The organism is Burkholderia ambifaria AMMD, assembly GCF_000203915.1.
Lineage (GTDB): Bacteria > Pseudomonadota > Gammaproteobacteria > Burkholderiales > Burkholderiaceae > Burkholderia > Burkholderia ambifaria.
In genome coordinates this window covers 463536-480890 of sequence record NC_008392.1, presented here as the reverse complement: position 1 = coordinate 480890, position 17355 = coordinate 463536, and the positions used below count along the sequence as shown (strand labels likewise).

The following is a 17355-nucleotide window of genomic DNA, read 5'->3' as shown; positions in this document are numbered from 1 at the left end:
GACGAGCCGGGAATCAGAGCGCAGCCACGCACTCGGCGGGCGTCGCGGTGACATCGGGATGCGCGGCGAGCGGCACGAACTGGCGAGTCGCGGCGTCGAGCGCGTCGATCGAGCCGGATTCGATGTCGTAGACCCATCCGTGCAAATTGAGGCGGCCTTGCGCGAGTCCCAGTGCAACGGAGGGATGGGTCTTGAGGTTGTCGAGCTGTGCGATGACGTTCTCGCGCACCATCGAGTCGACGCGCTCGCGCTCGCCTGCATGTTCACGCGCCTCGTTGACGAGCTTCGCCGAGTCGGCGTAGCGCAGCCAGTTCGCGACGGCGGGCATATGGTCGAGGCACTTGCACGTTGCGACGGCCGTCATCGCGCCGCAGTCCGAGTGGCCGCAGATCACCACATCCGTCACGCCGAGCGCGGCGACTGCATATTCGACCGTTGCCGACACACCGCCCGGCTCGGGACCGAACGAAGGCACGATGTTGCCGGCGTTGCGGATTACGAACAGATCGCCCGGTTCGCGCTGAGTGACCAGTTCGGGAACCATGCGGCTATCGGAACAGGAAATGAAAAGAGTGCGCGGCGTCTGGCTGGTGGCCAGCTTGCGGAACAACTCCCTGCGAGCGGGCATGATGTCCCGTTGAAATTTCAGAAAACCGTCGATGATCTCTTGCATGGTCAGCTCCATTCAGTCTGGCGTTCGTCGCCGCGTCGGTCAGTGCGATGCGTTGAACAGAGAATGGACCTGTTGCGTCATAGTGTCCAAGACGGGTTTGTGATGCTAACCATAGGCAAGAGCAATTGTTGTCGGGCACGAGGAAATTCGCCGTGCTGTTGTGTGATGTCTGTTACGTCCTGGCCGTCCCGGAACACCGCAATTTCACGTACGCCGCCGAGGCACTGCACGTTTCGCAGCCCACGCTGTCGCAGCGGATACGTCAACTGGAAGACACGCTGCGCACTCAGCGGCTAGACCGTTCGGGGCGGAACGTGCAATTCTTGGATGCCGGCGCGGCGTGGATGCGCTATGCGAAATCAGTACTACGGGGATCTGGATGCGGGCGGGCGATACACGCGTTGGCGAACTGAAGGCTCGGCAGACTGGCGATGACGAATCGATGATTTTTCCTACCGATACCGCGAGCCACTGTCCGGCCGAGGCGGAATTTTTCCTGCACCTGAAGCCGATCGAATCGATCCGCGTTCAGCCGCCTGTTGTGGTGCCCGAGCAGACCGCGCTGCACGAAGTCATCGCACGGATGCGTGTGCAACGGCTCGATGCGATCCTCGTCGGCTACGACGATGGCGAGCACGGCATCCTGACCGAGCGGGACATCGTCCGGCTATTGGCAGACGGAGGGGCCCACGGCGCGGTCGGGGCCTACGCGAGCAAGCCGCTGCAGATGCTGACCGCAAGACAGAGCCTGTATGCGGCGCAGCGTTTCATGACCGAGCAAAGTGTGCGGCATGTTGGCATCGAGGACGAGGATGGCCGGCTGACCGGGTTGCTCTGTTTCGCGGACGTGCTGCAGAGCATCGAGCACGAATACGCGAACCAGCTGCGCAGCGCGTTGCGCGAGCGCGACGAAGCGCTGGGTCTCGCGCGCTTTAACCTGCGCATGGCGGATCGGGTGTTCGAATCGGCGCTCGAAGGCATCATGGTGACCGACCGGCACGCGAAGATCGAGCGTGTCAACCAGGCCTTCACGCGCCTGACCGGGTACACCGAGGACGAAGTGGTCGGGCGCAACCCGGGCCTGCTGAGTTCCGGGCGCCAGACGCCCGATTTCTACAAGCAGCTGTGGCATTCGCTCACAACCGATGGCCACTGGCAAGGCGAAATCTGGAATCGCCGCAAGGCCGGCGAGCTGTTTCTCGAATACCTGACGATCACCAGCATTCGCGACAGCGAAAGCGAGATCTCCCACTACGCGGCGATTTTTTCCGACATCACGCAGCGGCGCCAGGCGGAGGAGCGGCTGGGCTATCTCGCCACGCACGACGTGCTCACCAATCTCGCGAACCGGATGCTGTTCGAGGAGCGGCTCACGCACGCGATCGTTCATGCGAAGCGGTTCGGGCGCAAGGTCGCGGTGATGTACCTCGATCTCGACCGCTTCAAGCTGGTCAACGATACGCTCGGCCACAACGCAGGCGACGAGGTGCTGAAGATGGTCGCGGAGCGCATCGTCGCGAATGTGCGCGCGAACGACACGGTGGCGCGCATGGGCGGTGACGAATTCGCGCTCGTGCTCGAGGAGGTCGACGATGTCCGCGACGTCGGGCGAGTCGCGCGCAAGCTGCTGGACGAAGTGGGACGGGCGATCGATATCGGCGATCGCCAGATCTTCGTGACGCCGAGCATCGGCATCAGCATCTATCCGGACGACGGCACCGAGGCGGAGGACTTGATCCTGCTCGCGGACCAGGCGATGTACGGTGCGAAGAGCCGCGGCAGGAACGTGTTCCAGTTCTTCGAGAGCAAGATGACGTCGTCGGCGATCGAGCAGCTGGAGACGCTCGGCGAGTTGCACCGCGCGCTCGAGCAGAATGAATTCCGCCTGTTCTACCAGCCGCAATACGATCTGGCCAGCGGCCGGATCGTCGGCGTGGAGGCGCTGCTGCGCTGGTTGCATCCGAGCAGGGGTTTGGTGCCGCCGCGCGACTTCATCGGGCTCGCGGAGCGATCGGCGCTGACCGTCCCGATCGGCAGGTGGGTGCTGCACGAAGCCTGCCGCCAGGCGCGCCGCTGGCTCGACGAGGGCTTCGAGTTCGGGCGTGTGTCGGTGAACGTGTCGGCGCGGCAGTGCTTTACCGACCACTTTCTGAGCGACCTGACGACCATTCTCAGTGAAACCGCGTTGCCGGCCGAATACCTGCAGCTCGAGTTGCTCGAAAGCATGGCGATGAACACCCGCGAGGAAATCGGCATCCTGCTGCGCGAACTGGCGACGCGGGGGATCAGCCTCGCGATCGACGATTTCGGTACGGGTTATTCATCGCTGGTGTATCTGAAGGATCTGCCCGTCGATACGCTGAAGATCGATCAGTCGTTCCTCACGGACTGCGGCTCGGGCAGTACGGACGACGCGATCGTGCGCGCGATCGTTGCAATGGGGCGCGCGCTGGGGCTCGATGTCGTGATGGAGGGCGTCGAGACGGCAAAGCAGCTGGCCTTCCTGCAGGAGATCGGTTGCCACCAGGGCCAGGGCTTCCTGTTCGCACGGCCGCAGCCTGCCGACCAGCTGGTCGGCATCTCGTCGCGCCGCGGCGCTGAATTGCTGGCAGAGTGAGCCGATCGCGCCCCGGGCGTTCCGGCGGCGGCGCGACTATCCCGCAGATGACGGACTCCATTGCAGCCGAGCAGCGCGCGTGCCGACTTGATACGCGTCAAGCCTGCAACGAAAGAGGACGCTTGACGCAAGTCAACCGCGCTCGCGGGAGCGGCAATACAGTCGGTTCCAGCACCCGTGAAGGCGTGACAGCGCGCGGCATGCTGCCAGCGCGCCGCGACATGGCGGGATTGGCGGCCGCCGGGCGCGGTCATGTGCTCTTGGGGGCCGCCGGTGACAATGTGAACAGTACCCGGTCAATCCACTGGCGCGAGGCTTCCGGCATGCGGACGCGCGCGCTGCAGCAACTCCACGAGCCGCTGCGCAAGCGGCGAGACATAGCCGCCCACGCGTAACACCGCGCCGACGTTGCGCGCGAGATTCAACTCGGTCGCGTCGATGTTCAACGGCAGGATTCCGCGCTGCGAGTTGGCCGTCGCATTGCCCGCGATGCAGAGCATGCGCGAGCCGCGCACCAGTTCGAGCAGCGCGGGAATCGCGAAGTCCGTTTCGACCCGCAACGCCGGTTCCGGCAATCCCTGGCGGCGAAAAGCGTCGTTCACCTGACGGCGCAGCGGGATGTTCATGCCCGGCAGCAACCATTCCTCATTCGCCAGATCGCGCAGCCTGAGCCGCGTCTTGCGGTGCAGCAGATGCGATTCGTCGGCCATCACATGCAGACGATCGCGAAAGAGCGGCAGCGTGTCGAACTCCTTGCTCATGTCCGGCGGCTCGGGCGCGACTGCCATGTCCAGTTCGCCGGCCTTCATCAGCATGAACAGGTCGTTCGCGAGCCGCCGCCGCAGACGCAGCCGCGCGGCCGGGCGTTCGTTCATCAACTGCCGGCAGGCGCGCAGCACGATCGAGTCGGGCACCGTGGGCGAATAGCCCACGCGCAGAATGCCTTGCTCGCCGATCTGGATCGCGCGCAGTTCCTTGAGCGCATCCTGGTATTCGAGCGCGATACGCTGCGCACGCTCGACGAACACCGCGCCGCCAGGCGTGAGCGCGACGCCGTTCGGGCCACGGTGAAACACCGCCTGGCCCACTTCGCTCTCGATGCGCTTGACCGCCTTGGTCAATGCGGGCTGACTCATGCCGAGCGCTTCTGCGGCCTTGCCAATGCTGCCGCAGCGACGGACTTCCAGCAGATAGTCCAGATCGCGTGTCTCCATGCCATTCCCCTTGGTTATGGGTTTATAGCCACCGCTTCATTGCGGGAATGAACGACATCTTACACACTGGCTCGACATTCATTGGAGACCTGAATGAGCTTCCCGTATTTCCTGCGGCGCGCGGCGGCCTTCTGGGGTGACGTGCCCGCCGTGATCCATCGCGACCGCCCGCTCACTTACCGGCAACTCGAGGCGCGTTCGAACCAGCTTGCGCACGCGCTTATCGCCCTCGGTCTGCGGCGCGGCGACCGCGTGGCGGTGCAGTCGCGCAACTGCACGGAACTGGTCGAGATCGAATGCGCGCTGTACAAGACGGGTCTCGTGAAAGCGGCGCTCAACCCACGCTTTACGACGGCGGAAGCGTCGGACGTGGTGGAAAACTGCACGCCGCGCGTGCTGATCGCGGGCCGCGGCTATACGGGCTATACGCGCGCCACGCCGGGTTTTGCGAGCGTCGAGACGTTCATCGCCATCGGCGGCGCCGAAGGCTATGTGGATTACGAAGCGCTGCTGGGGCGGGCCGCTTCGCACGCGCCGGATTTTGCCAGCCACGCGGACGATCTCGCCGTGCTGCATTTCTCGTCAGGCTCGACCGGCAAGATCAAGGCCGCGATGCAAAGCTACGGCAACCGCATGGCGTCGCTGCGCAAGCTGCTGATCGGCATGGACACGCAGCCGCGCCCCGGCGACCGGCTCGCGCTCGTCGGGCCGATTACGCATGCGTCGGGCATGCTCATGCAGCCGTTTCTCTATTGCGGCGCCACGCTCGTGCTGTTCGACGCATTCGAGACCGCGCAATTTCTCGCCGATCTCGAACGCCTGCGCGTCACGCACGTCTTCATGGTGCCCGCGATGATCAACATGCTGCTCAACGAGCCTGCGCTCGCGCACACCGACCTGAGCGCGCTGAAGTCGCTCTCGTATGGCGCCGCGCCGATGGCCCCCGCGCGCATTCAGGAGGCGTGGGCGCGCTTCGGGCCGATTCTCTCGCAAGGCTATGGCGCGAGCGAATCGACCTCGGGCGTCACGCGTCTCACGATTGCGGACCACGCGTATGCGATCGCGCAGTGCCCGGAACGTCTCGCTTCGTGCGGGCGGCCGATGGGCGAGACCGAAGTGTGCGTGCTCGGCGAAGACGGGCGGCCGCTGGCGGCGGGTGAAGTCGGCGAAATTGCCGTGCGCGGCGAGGACGTTTTCAAGGGCTACTGGGGCGCGCCCGAACTCACGGCCGAAGTGCTCGTGAACGGCTGGCTGATGACGGGCGATCTCGCGCGCACCGATGAAGACGGCTACCTGTATCTGGTCGACCGCAAGAAGGACATGATCGTCTCGGGCGGCTTCAACGTCTATCCGACCGAGGTCGAGGCCGTGCTCTATCAGCATCCCGACGTGCTCGAAGCCTGTGTGTTCAGCGTGCCCGACGAGCGCTGGGGCGAGGGCGTGAAAGCGGCGGTGGTGCTCAAGCCGCAACGCACGGCGAATCAGGACGCGCTGGTCGCGCATTGCCGCAGCCTGCTCGCCGACTACAAGCTGCCGCGCTCGATCAGTTTCGTCGCGGAACTGCCGCGCAACGCGAGCGGCAAGATCGCGCGCAAGATGGTGCGCGAACAGTACTGGCAAGGCGCGGAGCGGCGCATCAACTGAGGATTCTCCATGATGTTCGAACAGGTAGGCGATGCGGTATTCGACGCCACGCGCGAGGGCATTCGCCGTTTCGTGGCCGATGAACTCAAGCCGATGGAGCGCGAACTCGGTCTCGATTCGGAGAGCGTCTGGCCGAAGGACGTGTTGCGGCGCGTGTGGCGGCGTTCCGCCGAACTCGGTTATTACTCGGCGTGCCTGCCGGTGCAACTGGGCGGCAAGGGCTTTTCGATTCTGCAGCAGTGCGCGCTGAAAGCCGATCTCGCAGCGAGCGGCTGCTCGCTCGCCATGCACGTGCTCGGCGATCTGGGCGGGCCGCCGCGCGTGGGCAACATGCTCAAGTACGCGACGGCGGATCAGTTGCAGCGCTACTTCATGCCGGTGATCCGCGGCGAGAAGTCGACCTGCTTCGCGTTGACCGAGCCGCATTCGGGCTCGGACGTGCAGAGCATCGCGACGAGCGCCGTGGCGGACGGCGACGATCTGATCGTGAACGGCCACAAGCACTACATCAGCGGGGCACCGTTCGCGGACTTCGCGATCGTGATGTGCGTGACCGACACCACAACCACGCCGCCCGCCATCAGCGCGGTACTCATCGATCTCGATCTGCCGGGCGTGACGGTCGAGCAGGCGTACGTGCCGATGTCGGGCCAGCATATCGACGCGGACATCCGCTTCGAGAACGTGCGCGTGCCGCGCACCAACCTGTTCGGCGGCGCGGGCAACGGCTTCAAGCTCGGCATGTCGCGCATCAACGTGAACCGTCTGCTACATTGCCCGACCATGCTCGGGCTCGCGACCTCGGTGTACGAAGCATCGCTCGATTACGCGCGCAGCCGGCGGCAGTTCGGCGGTCCGATTGCGAGGTTTCAGGCGATCCAGCACATGCTGGCCGACATGGCGGCCGCGTTGTGGGCCTGCGAAAGCATGATTGCGCAGACGGCCATGCTCGCGGATGCCGGCGGCGACCTGCGCATGAAAGCGGCCGCGTGCAAGGTGTTCGTTTCCGAACGCTGCTTCGAGATTGCCGACAAGGCGGTGCAGATTCACGGCAACGTGGGCGTGACGCGCCATCATCCGGTGGAGCAGGCGTTCCGCAAGCTGCGGATGTTCCGCATTTTCACGGGGACGAGCGAGATTCAGCGCAACACGATTGCGCGTGCGATTCTCGATACCGGCGCGCAGGCCTCGTAAGCGGTCCGGAGCAGGTTGGGCGAACCCGTCGGGTTCGCGCCGCCGCCTAGCGGCGAGCAAGAGAAAAAGACTGGAGACAAGGATGTCCGCATACGGCAGAGACAACCCTAACTATCGGCCCGCGCGCGCGTGGTCGATCGCCATCATGCTCGCGTTGCTGATGACGGTGAACTTTCTCGACAAGGTGGTGTTCGGCATGATCTCCGTGCCGATGATGCGCGACCTCGGCCTTACGCCCACGCAGTTCGGCCTGATCGGCGGCAGCCTCAACTGGCTCTTCGCAATCGCGGCCGTGGTGGGCGGCGTGCTGGCGGACCGCGTTGCCACGCGCGCCATCCTGCTGCTGATGGCGCTTTCGTGGTCGCTGCTGCAATTGCCGATGCTCTTCGCGGGTTCGATGACGGTCGCGCTCGTCACGCGCGTGCTGCTCGGCGCCGGCGAAGGTCCGGCATCGCCCGTTTCGCTGCACGCGCTCTACAAGTGGTTTCCGGACCAGAAGCGCGGCCTGCCCGCCGCCGTGCTCTATCAGGGCAGCGCGCTCGGCTTGTTCGTCGCCGGTCTCGCGATACCGGTCATCACCGCGCGGTGGGGCTGGCGCACCAACTTCGCTGTGCTGGCCGCGCTCGGCTTCGTGTGGTGCGTGTGCTGGTTTTTCTTCGGCGCCGAGGGTCCGCTGGAACGGCCGCGTGCCCTGCGCGACGAACGGCGCGTACCCTGGAGCACGCTGCTGGCCGACCGCACCATCGTCGGCAATTTCTGCGGGCATTTCGCGGCCAACTGGGTGCTCGCCACCAGCCTCACGTGGATGCCGCACTATCTCCAGGCCGGACTGGGCTTCGGCGCGGAGAATTCCGGGCGGCTCTTCGCGTTGTTCGTCGCGATCACCACGCCGATGGGCCTCGGGCTCGCGTGGCTCTCGCAGCACCTGCTGGGCGCGGGGATGCCGTCGCGCAAGTCGCGTGGTGTCTTCATCGCCATTGCGCTCGTGGCAGCCGGGGTCTTGCGCTTCGCGGTGTATCTGCCCGCGCTCGGGCCGCTCGTGAAGGTGCTGATGCTTACGCTGAGCAGCGGGCTCACGCTCGTGATGTATTCGGTCGGCCCCGCCATGCTCAGCGAAGTTGCGCCGGACGGTCAGCGCGGCGCGGTCCTCGCGTTGAGCAACGCGATTGGCTCGCTGGCCGGACTCGCCGCGCCCGTGCTCACGGGCGTGCTGATCCAGCACGCGCACGGCATGACGGCCACGGCACAGGGCTTCGAACAATCGTGCGTACTGTGCGGCTTCGTGCTGATAGGCTGCGGCGTGCTGTGCGCGCGCTGGCTCGACCCCCAGCGCTCGCGCGCCGCCATTCAAACCGTGCGCGATGCCGAAGCCGTTTTGTCCTGAGCGCGGCCGCGCTTTCGCCGCTCTTCCCCTGCGCAGGGCCGCGAACCTTGCGCGTCTCTCATTTCATCACGCCATGCAAAACACTCCGATTTCATCGGCGCTTGCCGATCTGCCCGTGCAGCGCGCGACCGAGGCGACTCGGCAAGCTAACCACCACGCGTTGCAGGCACTGCCCGCGAACGACGATCTCGACATGGAGGAAGCGCAACGCGGCTTTATCGGCACGCTTGCCGACGCCGAGATTCGCGATGCCTATGGTCGGCTTGTCTGGAGCATGGCCGACTATGCGTTCCTCGACGAAGAAACCGCGCCGCCCACGGCGCATCCCGCGCTATGGCGTCAGGCGCGGCTCAATTGCCTGCATGGGCTGTTCGAGGTCATGCCGCGGATTTATCAGGTACGCGGCTTCGATCTCGCGAACATGACGCTGATCGAAGGCGATACGGGTCTCATCATCATCGATCCGCTCACGTGCCGCGAAACGGCGCAGGCGGCGCTCGAACTCTTCTACGCGCACCGGCCGCACCGGCCTGTTCTGGCCGTGATCTACAGCCATAGCCATACCGATCACTTCGGCGGCGTGAAGGGTGTGGTCGACGAGGCACGCGTGCGCGCGGGCGAGGTCGCCGTGATCGCGCCCGCGGGTTTCATGGAAGAGGCCGTCGCGGAAAACGTGATGGCAGGCACGGCCATGGAGCGGCGCTCGCAATTCCAGTTCGGCCAGACGCTCGCGCGCAATGCCTGCTGCCAGATCGACGCGGGGCTCGGCAAGACGATGCCGAACGGCACCGTTACGCTCATCGAGCCGACCCAGCTGATTCATCAGGAAAGCGAAACACATACGATCGACGGCATCGACATCGTGTTTCAGTTGACGCCCGATAGCGAAGCGCCCGCCGAAATGCACTTCTTCTTTCCGCAATTGCGGGCGCTGAACGTGGCGGAGAACGGCACGCGCACGCTGCACAACCTGTGTCCGCTGCGTGGCGCGCAGGTGCGCAACGCGAAGGCCTGGTCGCGCTATCTGCATCAGGCGCTCGAACGCTACGCGGGCGGCGCGGACGTCGTGTTCGCGCAGCATCACTGGCCTACGTGGGGCACCGCGCGCCTCACTTGTTTTCTCGAACAGCAGCGCGATCTCTACAAGTACCTGCACGACCAGACGCTGCGCATGATGAATCGTGGCGGAACCGCCGCCGAAATCGCCGAACGGATGACGCTGCCCGATACGCTTGCCGCGCAATGGCATACGCGCGGCTATTATGGCACTGTGTCGCACAATGTGAAGGCGATCTATCAGCGCTACCTGAGCTGGTACGACGGCAATCCGGCGCATCTGCACGCCTTGCCGGACGAGCTTTCCGCGCCGCGCTACGTGGAGTACATGGGAGGCGCCGAGGCGATGCTCGAACGCGCGCGCCGCGATTTCGAGCGCGGCGAGTATCGCTGGGTCGCCGAGGTGATGAACCGCCTCGTGTTTGCACAGCCGACGCTGCGCGAGGCGCGTGAACTGGGCGCGGCGGCGCTTGAGCAAATGGGCTTTCAGGCGGAATCCGCGACGTGGCGCAACGCCTACCTGCTTGGTGCGCGTGAACTGCGCGAAGGCGCGGGAGCGGGGGCCGGACAGACCATGCGTAGCCAGGACCTCGTGCGCGTGCTGAGCGACGGCGCGTTTTTCGACTACCTGGCCGTGATGGTCGACGGCCCCAAGGCGCAGACGCTCAACATTCGCATGACGTGGCGCTTTACCGACCGCGATGCATGCTATGCGCTGTATCTGAAGCATGGCGCGCTGACCTGGTCGGCTACGCCGCATCGCGAAGGCCACGACCTGGATATCACCATGAAGCGTGCCACGCTCAATCGCATCCTGCTCGGCGAGACGCAGTTCGGCGCCGCGCTGGCGGAAGGCGAGATCGTGCTCGAAGGTACCAAGGCGCTGTTCGGCGCGTTCCTCAAGACGCTGGAAAAGCCCGACGGGCGTTTTAACGTCGTCGAGCCGTGATGTCGTGCAGGCGCATCCGGCGCGCAGCCGGATGCGAACGTCAGAGCGATGCGCCCGATACGCGAATGCGGTTATCGACGTCGATGACGCCTTCGACCTTGCGCGCGGCCTCGACCGCGAATGTGATCTGCTTGTTGTAGTTCACGGCGCCGGAGAGCGTGACGTGTCCGCCGCGTACCGTCACGATGATGCGCGCGGAGTTCAGGCCGCGCGTGCGCGCCAGTGCGTTTTCCACGCGGTGCGCGAGCTTGCGGTTCGCGGCCCTGGCGGCTTTGACGTCGCTTGCGGCTGCCTTCGTACCGGTCGCGGACGAGGGCGCCGCTTCTGCGGCAACCGGTTGGGCGCTCGCGCAGTCGCTGAGCGCGGCGAGCATCACCACGACGGCGATGCATGGGATGCGAGTGGATATCTTCATGTTGACGTGTGAATGCTGAGTGAGGAAGAACGCGGCAAAACTGCCTAGAACCGCGTCATGAGGCCGAGCGTGACGCCGGTCGTCGAGCTTGCGCCGTTGCGCATGCCGAGCCCCGCGATGTTCATGGCGTCGGTTCGATAGGCGCCGGAGAAGCCGTTGTAGTCGACTTCGGCGTAAAGCTCGGTGCGCTTCGAAAGGTAGTACTCGGCGATGGCATAGGTCGTGACCTTGTGCCCGCTGCCGTCTTTGGCATTGGCGAGATGACGGGCGCTGTCGTAGTACGCGGCGGCCGTGAATTGCAGCCCGGGGGTGGCCACGACCATGACGCCGATGCTCGGAATATGATCGCGCCGGGTGGGTTGGCGTTCAGTGGCCGCGCTCACGCTGAAATCGGCGTAGCTCATGTAGAGGCGCGCGGGACCGAGTTGCAGCGAGCCGCCTGCGTGAAAGGTCTGGGCCCATTGCGTCGCGGTCGCGTTCCAAGTCTTCTGATAGCCGAAGCCGCCGAGCGCCGGGCCCCATTGGTACATGGCGGTACCGGAGACATTGGTGCCCGAGCGCAGATTGCCGGCGACGCCGCCCGGCGAATAGCTGGCGCCAAAGCGGAAACCGCCCGCACGACCGATGTAGCTGATCGTGTTGTTAAAACGGGTTTCGTTGGTGAAGTAGTTGAAGAAGTAGAGCGCGTTGGGCTGGATGGCGAGCGACTGTGCCTGACCGCCGGTGGGATCGACGAGCGTGGCGAAATACTCGCTCGCGCTGACCTGGCGGCCGAAGGTGAGCCGCCCGAAGCTGCCTGAAAGACCGACGAACGCTGCCTGCGAGAAGAGTACCCCGGCGCTCTTCAATGCGCCGGTTCCGCTGTTGAAGGCATTTTCGAGCTTGAAAATGGCAGCGAAGCCATTGCCGAGGTCTTCCCTGCCGTAAAGGCCGAAACGATTCACGGTGAGGATGTTGTTGTTGAACATGACTGCGCTACCGCCCTTCTGACCATTGACCCAGCGCACGCCCCCACCGATGTCGCCATACAGCGTGACGCTGGATTGCGCATGAGACAGACAGGGTGACAGACCGGCAATTAGCGCGGATAAGACGATCTTTTTCATTTGTCTCCTTCGTTCATTGTTATTCGATAAGACCTGCGAAATGATGGGCGATGGCAGATTCGCCTCGACAGATTCGTCGCCACCTTCGGATAGTGTGGAGCAGGAGAACGCCCTCGGCCATCAAGCGTCGGGAATAGAACCATTCCTCCTGGAGATGTCCGTGGTAACGCGAAGTGGCGGCGCGGACGTGCCAATGGCATGTCTGACGGTTATCCCCCTATGCCTGATGCGGCCTTGACGCCGATTTCCTCATCTTTCATTCTCGGGCGACGGTAAAAACATCATCACATTGGAGCCTGCATCGACATGAATCGCCTCGTCCATCGTTCGAATCCCGCGCTGCTCGCCTTTTTGTTGGGCGCGGCATGCGTCTTCGCACCTGCTACGCGTGCGGACGTCCCACGTGAACCTGTCGCGAAAGCCGACAACACCGCCGCTACCGGCGCGCGACCGGAAACCACGCTGCGCTGGAAGCTGCGCAACACGCGCATGTTCATCCCCACCGCGAACGTCGAGCGCGCACGTACGCCCCTCCCGCTGCCCGACGGCCCGCAACTCGATCCGGATTCGATTGCCTTCACGGTGGATGGCACGACGCTCACACTTAGCGACTACCTGCGCCGCACGCAGACCGATGGTTTCATCGTCGTGCGCGACGGGCACGTCGTGCTCGAGCGCTATTTCGACGGCTTCGGCCCGCATCAGACGCATATGTGGGCGTCGATGACGAAATCGGTGACGGGCCTGCTCGCCGCGCAACTGATCACCGCCGGCAAGCTCGCGCCCGACGCGCCGCTCTCGACGTATGTGCCTGAACTCGCCGGCACGCCGTTTGGCGACGCGACACTCCAGCAGAATCTCGACATGGAAGTGCCCGTGCGCTATCCGGCGGCATTGCCACCGGACCTCGGGCTCTTTGCGGCAGTCGGCTTCGTACCGCGCGGGAGTGGCGCGCCCGACAGCATCCATCGCTTCCTGAAAGCCGCGCTGCCTTCGCCCGATGCACGCGCGGGTGGACTCTGGTATTACCAAAACGGCTCGCCGGAAGCGGTGGCATGGGCGATCCGGCGCGTGACGGGCGAGTCGTGGAGTGCGCTCGCATCGCGCGAGATCTGGAGCAAGCTCGCCGACGACGACGCCGATATCGTCGTAGATCACACCGGCACGGAAATGGCAAGTGCGGGCCTCAACACCACGTTGCGCGATGCGGCGCGCTTTGGCGAACTCGTGCGCACGAGCGCGACCGGCGACAACGCGCGCTTTCCCTCGAGCTCAACACGCCTCGCCCTGCAACCGGCCTCGAACGCCGCGGCTTTCGCAAAGGGCAATCTCGCGCCTGGCCGGCCTGGCTACAGTTATCGGGACTACTGGTATCAATTGAACGATGGCGATGGTTCATTCGCGGCGAGCGGCCGCTTCGGTCAGGCGATAGTCGTCGATCCGCGTGCGCGTCTCACGGTCGTCAAGTTCTCATCGTCGCCCGATCAGGCAGCGCGCCCGACGAGCGCAACGGGCGGAGCGATCGAGCACGCGCCGCTCGATACGGCCGACGCCTTGCATCGTGCAGTCATTGCCATCGCGAAGGCGGCGCGACGCTGAGTGCGATAGGAGCCCGATTTGCGCACGCAACTGGCGCATCCGCACTCGACTCGTCAGAAGGGCGTAGGTGGCTATCGAGTTATTTTGAGGGCATTCGATGCTTTCTACAAAGTCGTCCTAGCAGCGGCCATTTCCGCCGTCAGAGCGGAAACCAGCGTCACCGAACCAGAGAGGTTGGAGGGGCGGCACTCGCGGCTGAACACTGCCCATGCTTCTCGCGCTTGTCGTTGCGGCTGGCTGCGTGGCAGCGTTGGCGCGTGCATGCGACGAGGTCCCGAGGGGCCGGCACCTAGGATTCGCCGGCCGATCGCCAGTCGCTGCCCTCCGTCGCGAGCAGCAGCGCGTGATCGCGCACATCGGGCGGCCAGTGTTCGACGGCGCTCAGCAGGCTCGCATGGTCGTCCGACAGCAGCGCCTGGACGGCGCGATCGGTATCGTCCAATTCGCCCGCCATGGTCGACACGAAACGACAGGCCCGCTTCCGCGCTTCGTAGCCGGGGTCGTTTGCCGGGTGGCGCTGGATCTGCATCTCGATGAGCTTGCGCAGGGCGGCGGACAGGTTGCCGGATTGCGCGGCCAGCCACGCCCATTGATGCGGCAGCAGCGTCACTTCGCGCGACACCACCCCGAGCCGGGGCCGGCCGCGGCCGTGCAGCCCGCGCGGGCGCGCCTCGTCATCGGCTTCCGGCGTGTCGGCGGCACGGGTGGGCTGGCCGGTGTCGGCAGTCGGCAGGTAGATATCGATGTCGATGGCGCAGCCGGTCGTGTTGTCGATGACCAGGAGCGCTCCCGCCGTCCCGTATTCCATGAGGTGACGCGCGGCTGTCACGACGACCGGAAGCGAGCCGGACGCGAAGCACTGAGAGCCGTGAAAGCCGGTGTACTTCGGGTATCGGCGAACTTTCAAACCGTTTGTATGGTGTGATGGCCGTTGTGCAAGCGCAGTCCTTGATCATGCGGGGTGGGGAGGCTGCGTTCGCGGCGGCGGGATTGAGGACGCGGCGTCGCCGTCCCGGCAGGGACGACGGCGACGCGATGCGCGAGCTCACCGCCTGAAGGCGGAATAAAAGAGGGTTGCCGAGAACATCAACAGCACCAGCGAGGCGCAGCGCAGCAGGGTCGAGGCGCGATCCGCCCAGGCGCGATTCGAGGTCAGCAGGCCGCCGAGGCAGGCCCAGCCGATGCCGATCGGCAGCAGGACCAGGAGAAACACGCCGATGGTGCAGGCGAACTGGCTCGCGGAGCCGAAGGCGGTGAGCGGGAACAGCGTACTCGCGAACAGCAGCGCCTTGGGATTGGTCAGCGTGGCCAGGAACAGGTCGCGCGTGCTGACCGGGCCGGAGCTGAGCTCGCGCAGCTTCGGGCCCTGGGTCCACATCTTCAGCGCGAGAAAGAAGATGAATCCGGCGCTGAGCACCTTGATCGCGCTGAGCATCCAGCTGTTGCCGGCAACCAGGCTCAGCAGGAAGAAGCCCCATATCGAGATTGCGACGACGTAGCCCGCCGCCTCGGCGCCCACCAGCCGCCACGTGTCCCGGATGCCGGCCTTCAGGCCGGCCGAGAGCAGCAGCGTATTGGTCGGTCCCGGCACGATCAGCACCAGCGAGACATAGAACGACATCTTCAGCATTGCATCTATCGTAGGCACGATGCTCCCTCGGCATGTCGGATTCGGAACCGCCGTGTCCCGGACACGGGGGACGTTCTCCCGTGCGCCGCTGCATATGGGGTCGGCCGCGTGGAGATGTGAGGCTTGGATTTCGCGAGAAGGTGCTCGAATGCCGCGTACCGCGGCGTAGTCTCGCCGCCGTCTGGCAGCGCGGGCGTGCAGGCATGGGAGACCGGGCACGGCCTAGTGTGGGCGAAGCACGGAGCGCGATCAAACTGCGAAATTTAGTAGGTAGGAAGTCCGACACAAGCCCTACCCGTTCAGTTAGGATCGCTGCACTCGGACGTCATGCACCGCTGGCCGAAAGCGCGTAATGGCCATGGCGGCGTCCGCGGCGCGCGGCATTCAATATCCCGGCGTTCCCTGTCGCAGCTTATATGAGTAGAGGAACTAAATAATGAATGGGTTTGTGGAAAAAACCGCCACATTGCCACCGTCGTCGACACGCGAGGCATTGAAGATCTCGCTGCCGATCATGATCTCGCAGTTCGTCGTGATGATCGGTGGCTTCGTCAGCAACTTGCTGCTGTCGCGCGTCGACGCCACCACCTTCGCCGCCGGCCTGCTGATCAACGCGGTGCAAATGCTGCTGATGACGGTGGTGTTCGGCATGTTGTTCGCCCTGAGCCCGCTGATCGGCCACGTGAAGGGCGAGGGCCGCGAGCCCGAGCGGATCGGGCATCTGTTCTCGGCGGCGCTGGCAGTGGCGATGCTGTTGTGCGTGCCGACCATCGTCGTGCTGCTGTTCATCGGCCCGATCCTCACGGCCCTGCACCAGCCGCCCGAGCTGGTCGGCGCCTGTACCGGCTTCTTCCGCATCTATGTTTATTCGCTGCCGGCCGTCGGCATCATCTCGGTCTGCGTGCAGCTGCTGTTGGGCATCCTGAAGCAGGCCCTGGTGCTGCTCTACAGCCTCTGCAGCCTGTTGCTGACGACGCTGCTCGGCTACCTGCTGATCTTCGGCAAGTTCGGCTTCCCGATGCTCGGCCTCGAGGGCCTGGCCTGGGCGCAGTCGATCACGGCCTGGGCGGCGGCGCTGGTGCTCGGCGGCTTCGTGCTGAGCCACGGCAGCCACCGTCCCTACGGGCTGCTCGCGATGCACGGACAAGCAGTCAAGCAGGGCGTGACGCGCATCGTCAAGGTCGGCCTGCCGATCTCGGTGCAGATGGGCAACGAGATCCTGTCGTTCTTCGTGACCACGGTGATGGTGGGCTGGCTCGGCATCGCCGCGCTGAACGTGCAGCAGGTCGCCACGCGCTACCTGCTGTTGCTGGTGATCCCGATCGTCGGCCTGTCGCAGGCGGCCACCGTGGTGGCGAGCCGGCACTTCGGCGGCGGCCGGCTCGGCGCCGTGAAAGAGGTCGGCGACGCCTACACGCGCATGGGCGTGATCTATTCGCTGATCGTGCTGGCCGCCTTCGCGCTGGTGCCGAGCCTGTTCGTGCGTGTATTTGTGGCCGACACGCCGGAGAACGCCGGCATCTACCACACGCTGTCGATCATCCTGGTGCTGATCGCCGTCGGGCAGATCTTCGACGCGGCGCGCAACACCCTGACGGGCGCGCTGCGCGGCCTGCAGGACACCAAGTTCCCGATGAAGGTCAGCATGATCCTGATCTGGCCGGTGGGCGTGCCGCTCGCCTACGTGATGGGATTCACGCTTGGCTGGGGCCTCGTCGGCATCACCGTCGCGCACGACCTCGTCATGGCGGTCGGTGCGCTGATCCTCTGGCAGCGCTGGAGAAACCGTTTCCCTCGCCAGGCCTGATCGCCTGCGCCGCGCGCCTGCGCGGCCGGGCGCCGGGACGTGTTCGGGCCGGGGGGCTCGCAACAGG

General features: G+C 65.0%; 15 protein-coding genes. 8 read left to right on the top strand and 7 right to left on the bottom strand.

Going from position 1 to position 17355, the window contains the following annotated elements; translation table 11 throughout:
* Window positions 1–13: 13 nt before the first annotated feature.
* Window positions 14–673: a carbonic anhydrase gene (locus BAMB_RS29620; protein ID WP_012372075.1), complete on the bottom strand. Its 660-nt coding sequence runs from the start codon at window positions 671–673 to the stop codon at window positions 14–16.
* A 152-nt stretch (window positions 674–825) separates the two neighbouring features.
* Between BAMB_RS29620 and BAMB_RS34645 the strand changes: the two genes are divergently transcribed.
* Both BAMB_RS34645 and BAMB_RS29615 read left to right on the top strand, forming a co-directional pair.
* Entirely contained in the window at window positions 826–1086 is a 261-nt protein-coding gene (locus BAMB_RS34645; RefSeq protein WP_082089721.1) for a LysR family transcriptional regulator, read from the top strand.
* Between the two features lie 29 nt (window positions 1087–1115).
* Window positions 1116–3290: an EAL domain-containing protein gene (locus BAMB_RS29615; protein WP_227739265.1), complete on the top strand. Its 2175-nt coding sequence runs from the start codon at window positions 1116–1118 to the stop codon at window positions 3288–3290.
* A 296-nt stretch (window positions 3291–3586) separates the two neighbouring features.
* On the opposite strand, the gene BAMB_RS29610 is transcribed toward BAMB_RS29615, so the two are convergent.
* The gene (locus BAMB_RS29610; RefSeq protein ID WP_011660831.1) at window positions 3587–4504 is read right to left on the bottom strand and encodes a LysR family transcriptional regulator; all 918 of its coding nucleotides are present in this window, start codon (window positions 4502–4504) and stop codon (window positions 3587–3589) included.
* Window positions 4505–4597: 93 nt separating this feature from the next.
* On the opposite strand from BAMB_RS29610, the gene BAMB_RS29605 reads away from it, so the two are divergent.
* The 4 genes from BAMB_RS29605 (at window position 4598) to BAMB_RS29590 (ending at window position 10731) form a co-directional block, all read left to right on the top strand.
* Window positions 4598–6148 (top strand): AMP-binding protein, encoded by a 1551-nt coding sequence (locus BAMB_RS29605; protein ID WP_011660830.1) that lies wholly within the window; start codon window positions 4598–4600, stop codon window positions 6146–6148.
* A gap of 12 nt (window positions 6149–6160) precedes the next feature.
* Window positions 6161–7342 (top strand): acyl-CoA dehydrogenase family protein, encoded by a 1182-nt coding sequence (locus BAMB_RS29600; RefSeq protein ID WP_041491875.1) that lies wholly within the window; start codon window positions 6161–6163, stop codon window positions 7340–7342.
* Complete coding sequence (locus BAMB_RS29595) at window positions 7308–8726, top strand: MFS transporter (RefSeq protein ID WP_227739291.1); 1419 nt, start codon at window positions 7308–7310, stop codon at window positions 8724–8726. Before BAMB_RS29600 ends, BAMB_RS29595 begins: the two co-directional genes overlap by 35 nt.
* A gap of 73 nt (window positions 8727–8799) precedes the next feature.
* Window positions 8800–10731 (top strand): alkyl/aryl-sulfatase, encoded by a 1932-nt coding sequence (locus BAMB_RS29590; RefSeq protein WP_082089711.1) that lies wholly within the window; start codon window positions 8800–8802, stop codon window positions 10729–10731.
* A gap of 40 nt (window positions 10732–10771) precedes the next feature.
* Here BAMB_RS29590 and BAMB_RS29585 read toward each other — a convergent pair whose 3' ends face one another.
* The 3 genes from BAMB_RS29585 to BAMB_RS36215 all read right to left on the bottom strand — a co-directional run bounded on the left by BAMB_RS29585 (window position 10772) and on the right by BAMB_RS36215 (window position 12963).
* A complete protein-coding gene (locus BAMB_RS29585; RefSeq protein WP_011660826.1) occupies window positions 10772–11146 on the bottom strand; it encodes a BON domain-containing protein in 375 nt (124 codons plus the stop codon).
* A 44-nt stretch (window positions 11147–11190) separates the two neighbouring features.
* Entirely contained in the window at window positions 11191–12252 is a 1062-nt protein-coding gene (locus BAMB_RS29580; RefSeq protein WP_011660825.1) for a porin, read from the bottom strand.
* Between the two features lie 249 nt (window positions 12253–12501).
* Window positions 12502–12963: a hypothetical protein gene (locus BAMB_RS36215; protein WP_338084369.1), complete on the bottom strand. Its 462-nt coding sequence runs from the start codon at window positions 12961–12963 to the stop codon at window positions 12502–12504.
* Here BAMB_RS36215 and BAMB_RS29575 point away from each other — a divergent pair.
* On the top strand, window positions 12901–13851 hold the full coding sequence (locus BAMB_RS29575) for a serine hydrolase domain-containing protein (protein WP_338084257.1): 951 nt from the start codon (window positions 12901–12903) through the stop codon (window positions 13849–13851). The genes BAMB_RS36215 and BAMB_RS29575 overlap by 63 nt on opposite strands.
* A 289-nt stretch (window positions 13852–14140) precedes the next feature.
* Here the strand turns inward: BAMB_RS29575 and BAMB_RS29570 are convergent, their stop codons facing one another.
* Complete coding sequence (locus BAMB_RS29570; protein ID WP_011660823.1) at window positions 14141–14758, bottom strand: DUF2239 family protein; 618 nt, start codon at window positions 14756–14758, stop codon at window positions 14141–14143.
* A gap of 138 nt (window positions 14759–14896) precedes the next feature.
* Window positions 14897–15481, bottom strand: coding sequence for a LysE family translocator (locus BAMB_RS29565; protein WP_011660822.1), 585 nt, complete (start codon window positions 15479–15481; stop codon window positions 14897–14899).
* Between the two features lie 493 nt (window positions 15482–15974).
* On the opposite strand from BAMB_RS29565, the gene BAMB_RS29560 reads away from it, so the two are divergent.
* Window positions 15975–17288: an MATE family efflux transporter gene (locus tag BAMB_RS29560; protein WP_227739267.1), complete on the top strand. Its 1314-nt coding sequence runs from the start codon at window positions 15975–15977 to the stop codon at window positions 17286–17288.
* The last annotated feature ends 67 nt before the right edge of the window (window positions 17289–17355 follow it).

Excerpts from the sequence above, each read along its gene's own strand:
- BAMB_RS29620 (WP_012372075.1), bottom strand. The coding sequence starts at position 673 with ATGCAAGAGATCATCGACGGTTTTCTGAAATTTCAACGGGACATCATG.
- BAMB_RS29615 (WP_227739265.1), top strand. The coding sequence starts at position 1,116 with ATGATTTTTCCTACCGATACCGCGAGCCACTGTCCGGCCGAGGCGGAA.
- BAMB_RS29610 (WP_011660831.1), bottom strand. The coding sequence starts at position 4,504 with ATGGAGACACGCGATCTGGACTATCTGCTGGAAGTCCGTCGCTGCGGC.
- BAMB_RS29605 (WP_011660830.1), top strand. The coding sequence starts at position 4,598 with ATGAGCTTCCCGTATTTCCTGCGGCGCGCGGCGGCCTTCTGGGGTGAC.
- BAMB_RS29600 (WP_041491875.1), top strand. The coding sequence starts at position 6,161 with ATGTTCGAACAGGTAGGCGATGCGGTATTCGACGCCACGCGCGAGGGC.
- BAMB_RS29590 (WP_082089711.1), top strand. The coding sequence starts at position 8,800 with ATGCAAAACACTCCGATTTCATCGGCGCTTGCCGATCTGCCCGTGCAG.
- BAMB_RS29585 (WP_011660826.1), bottom strand. The coding sequence starts at position 11,146 with ATGAAGATATCCACTCGCATCCCATGCATCGCCGTCGTGGTGATGCTC.
- BAMB_RS29580 (WP_011660825.1), bottom strand. The coding sequence starts at position 12,252 with ATGAAAAAGATCGTCTTATCCGCGCTAATTGCCGGTCTGTCACCCTGT.
- BAMB_RS36215 (WP_338084369.1), bottom strand. The coding sequence starts at position 12,963 with ATGCGTCTGATGCGGGCCGAAGCCGTCGAAATAGCGCTCGAGCACGAC.
- BAMB_RS29565 (WP_011660822.1), bottom strand. The coding sequence starts at position 15,481 with ATGCTGAAGATGTCGTTCTATGTCTCGCTGGTGCTGATCGTGCCGGGA.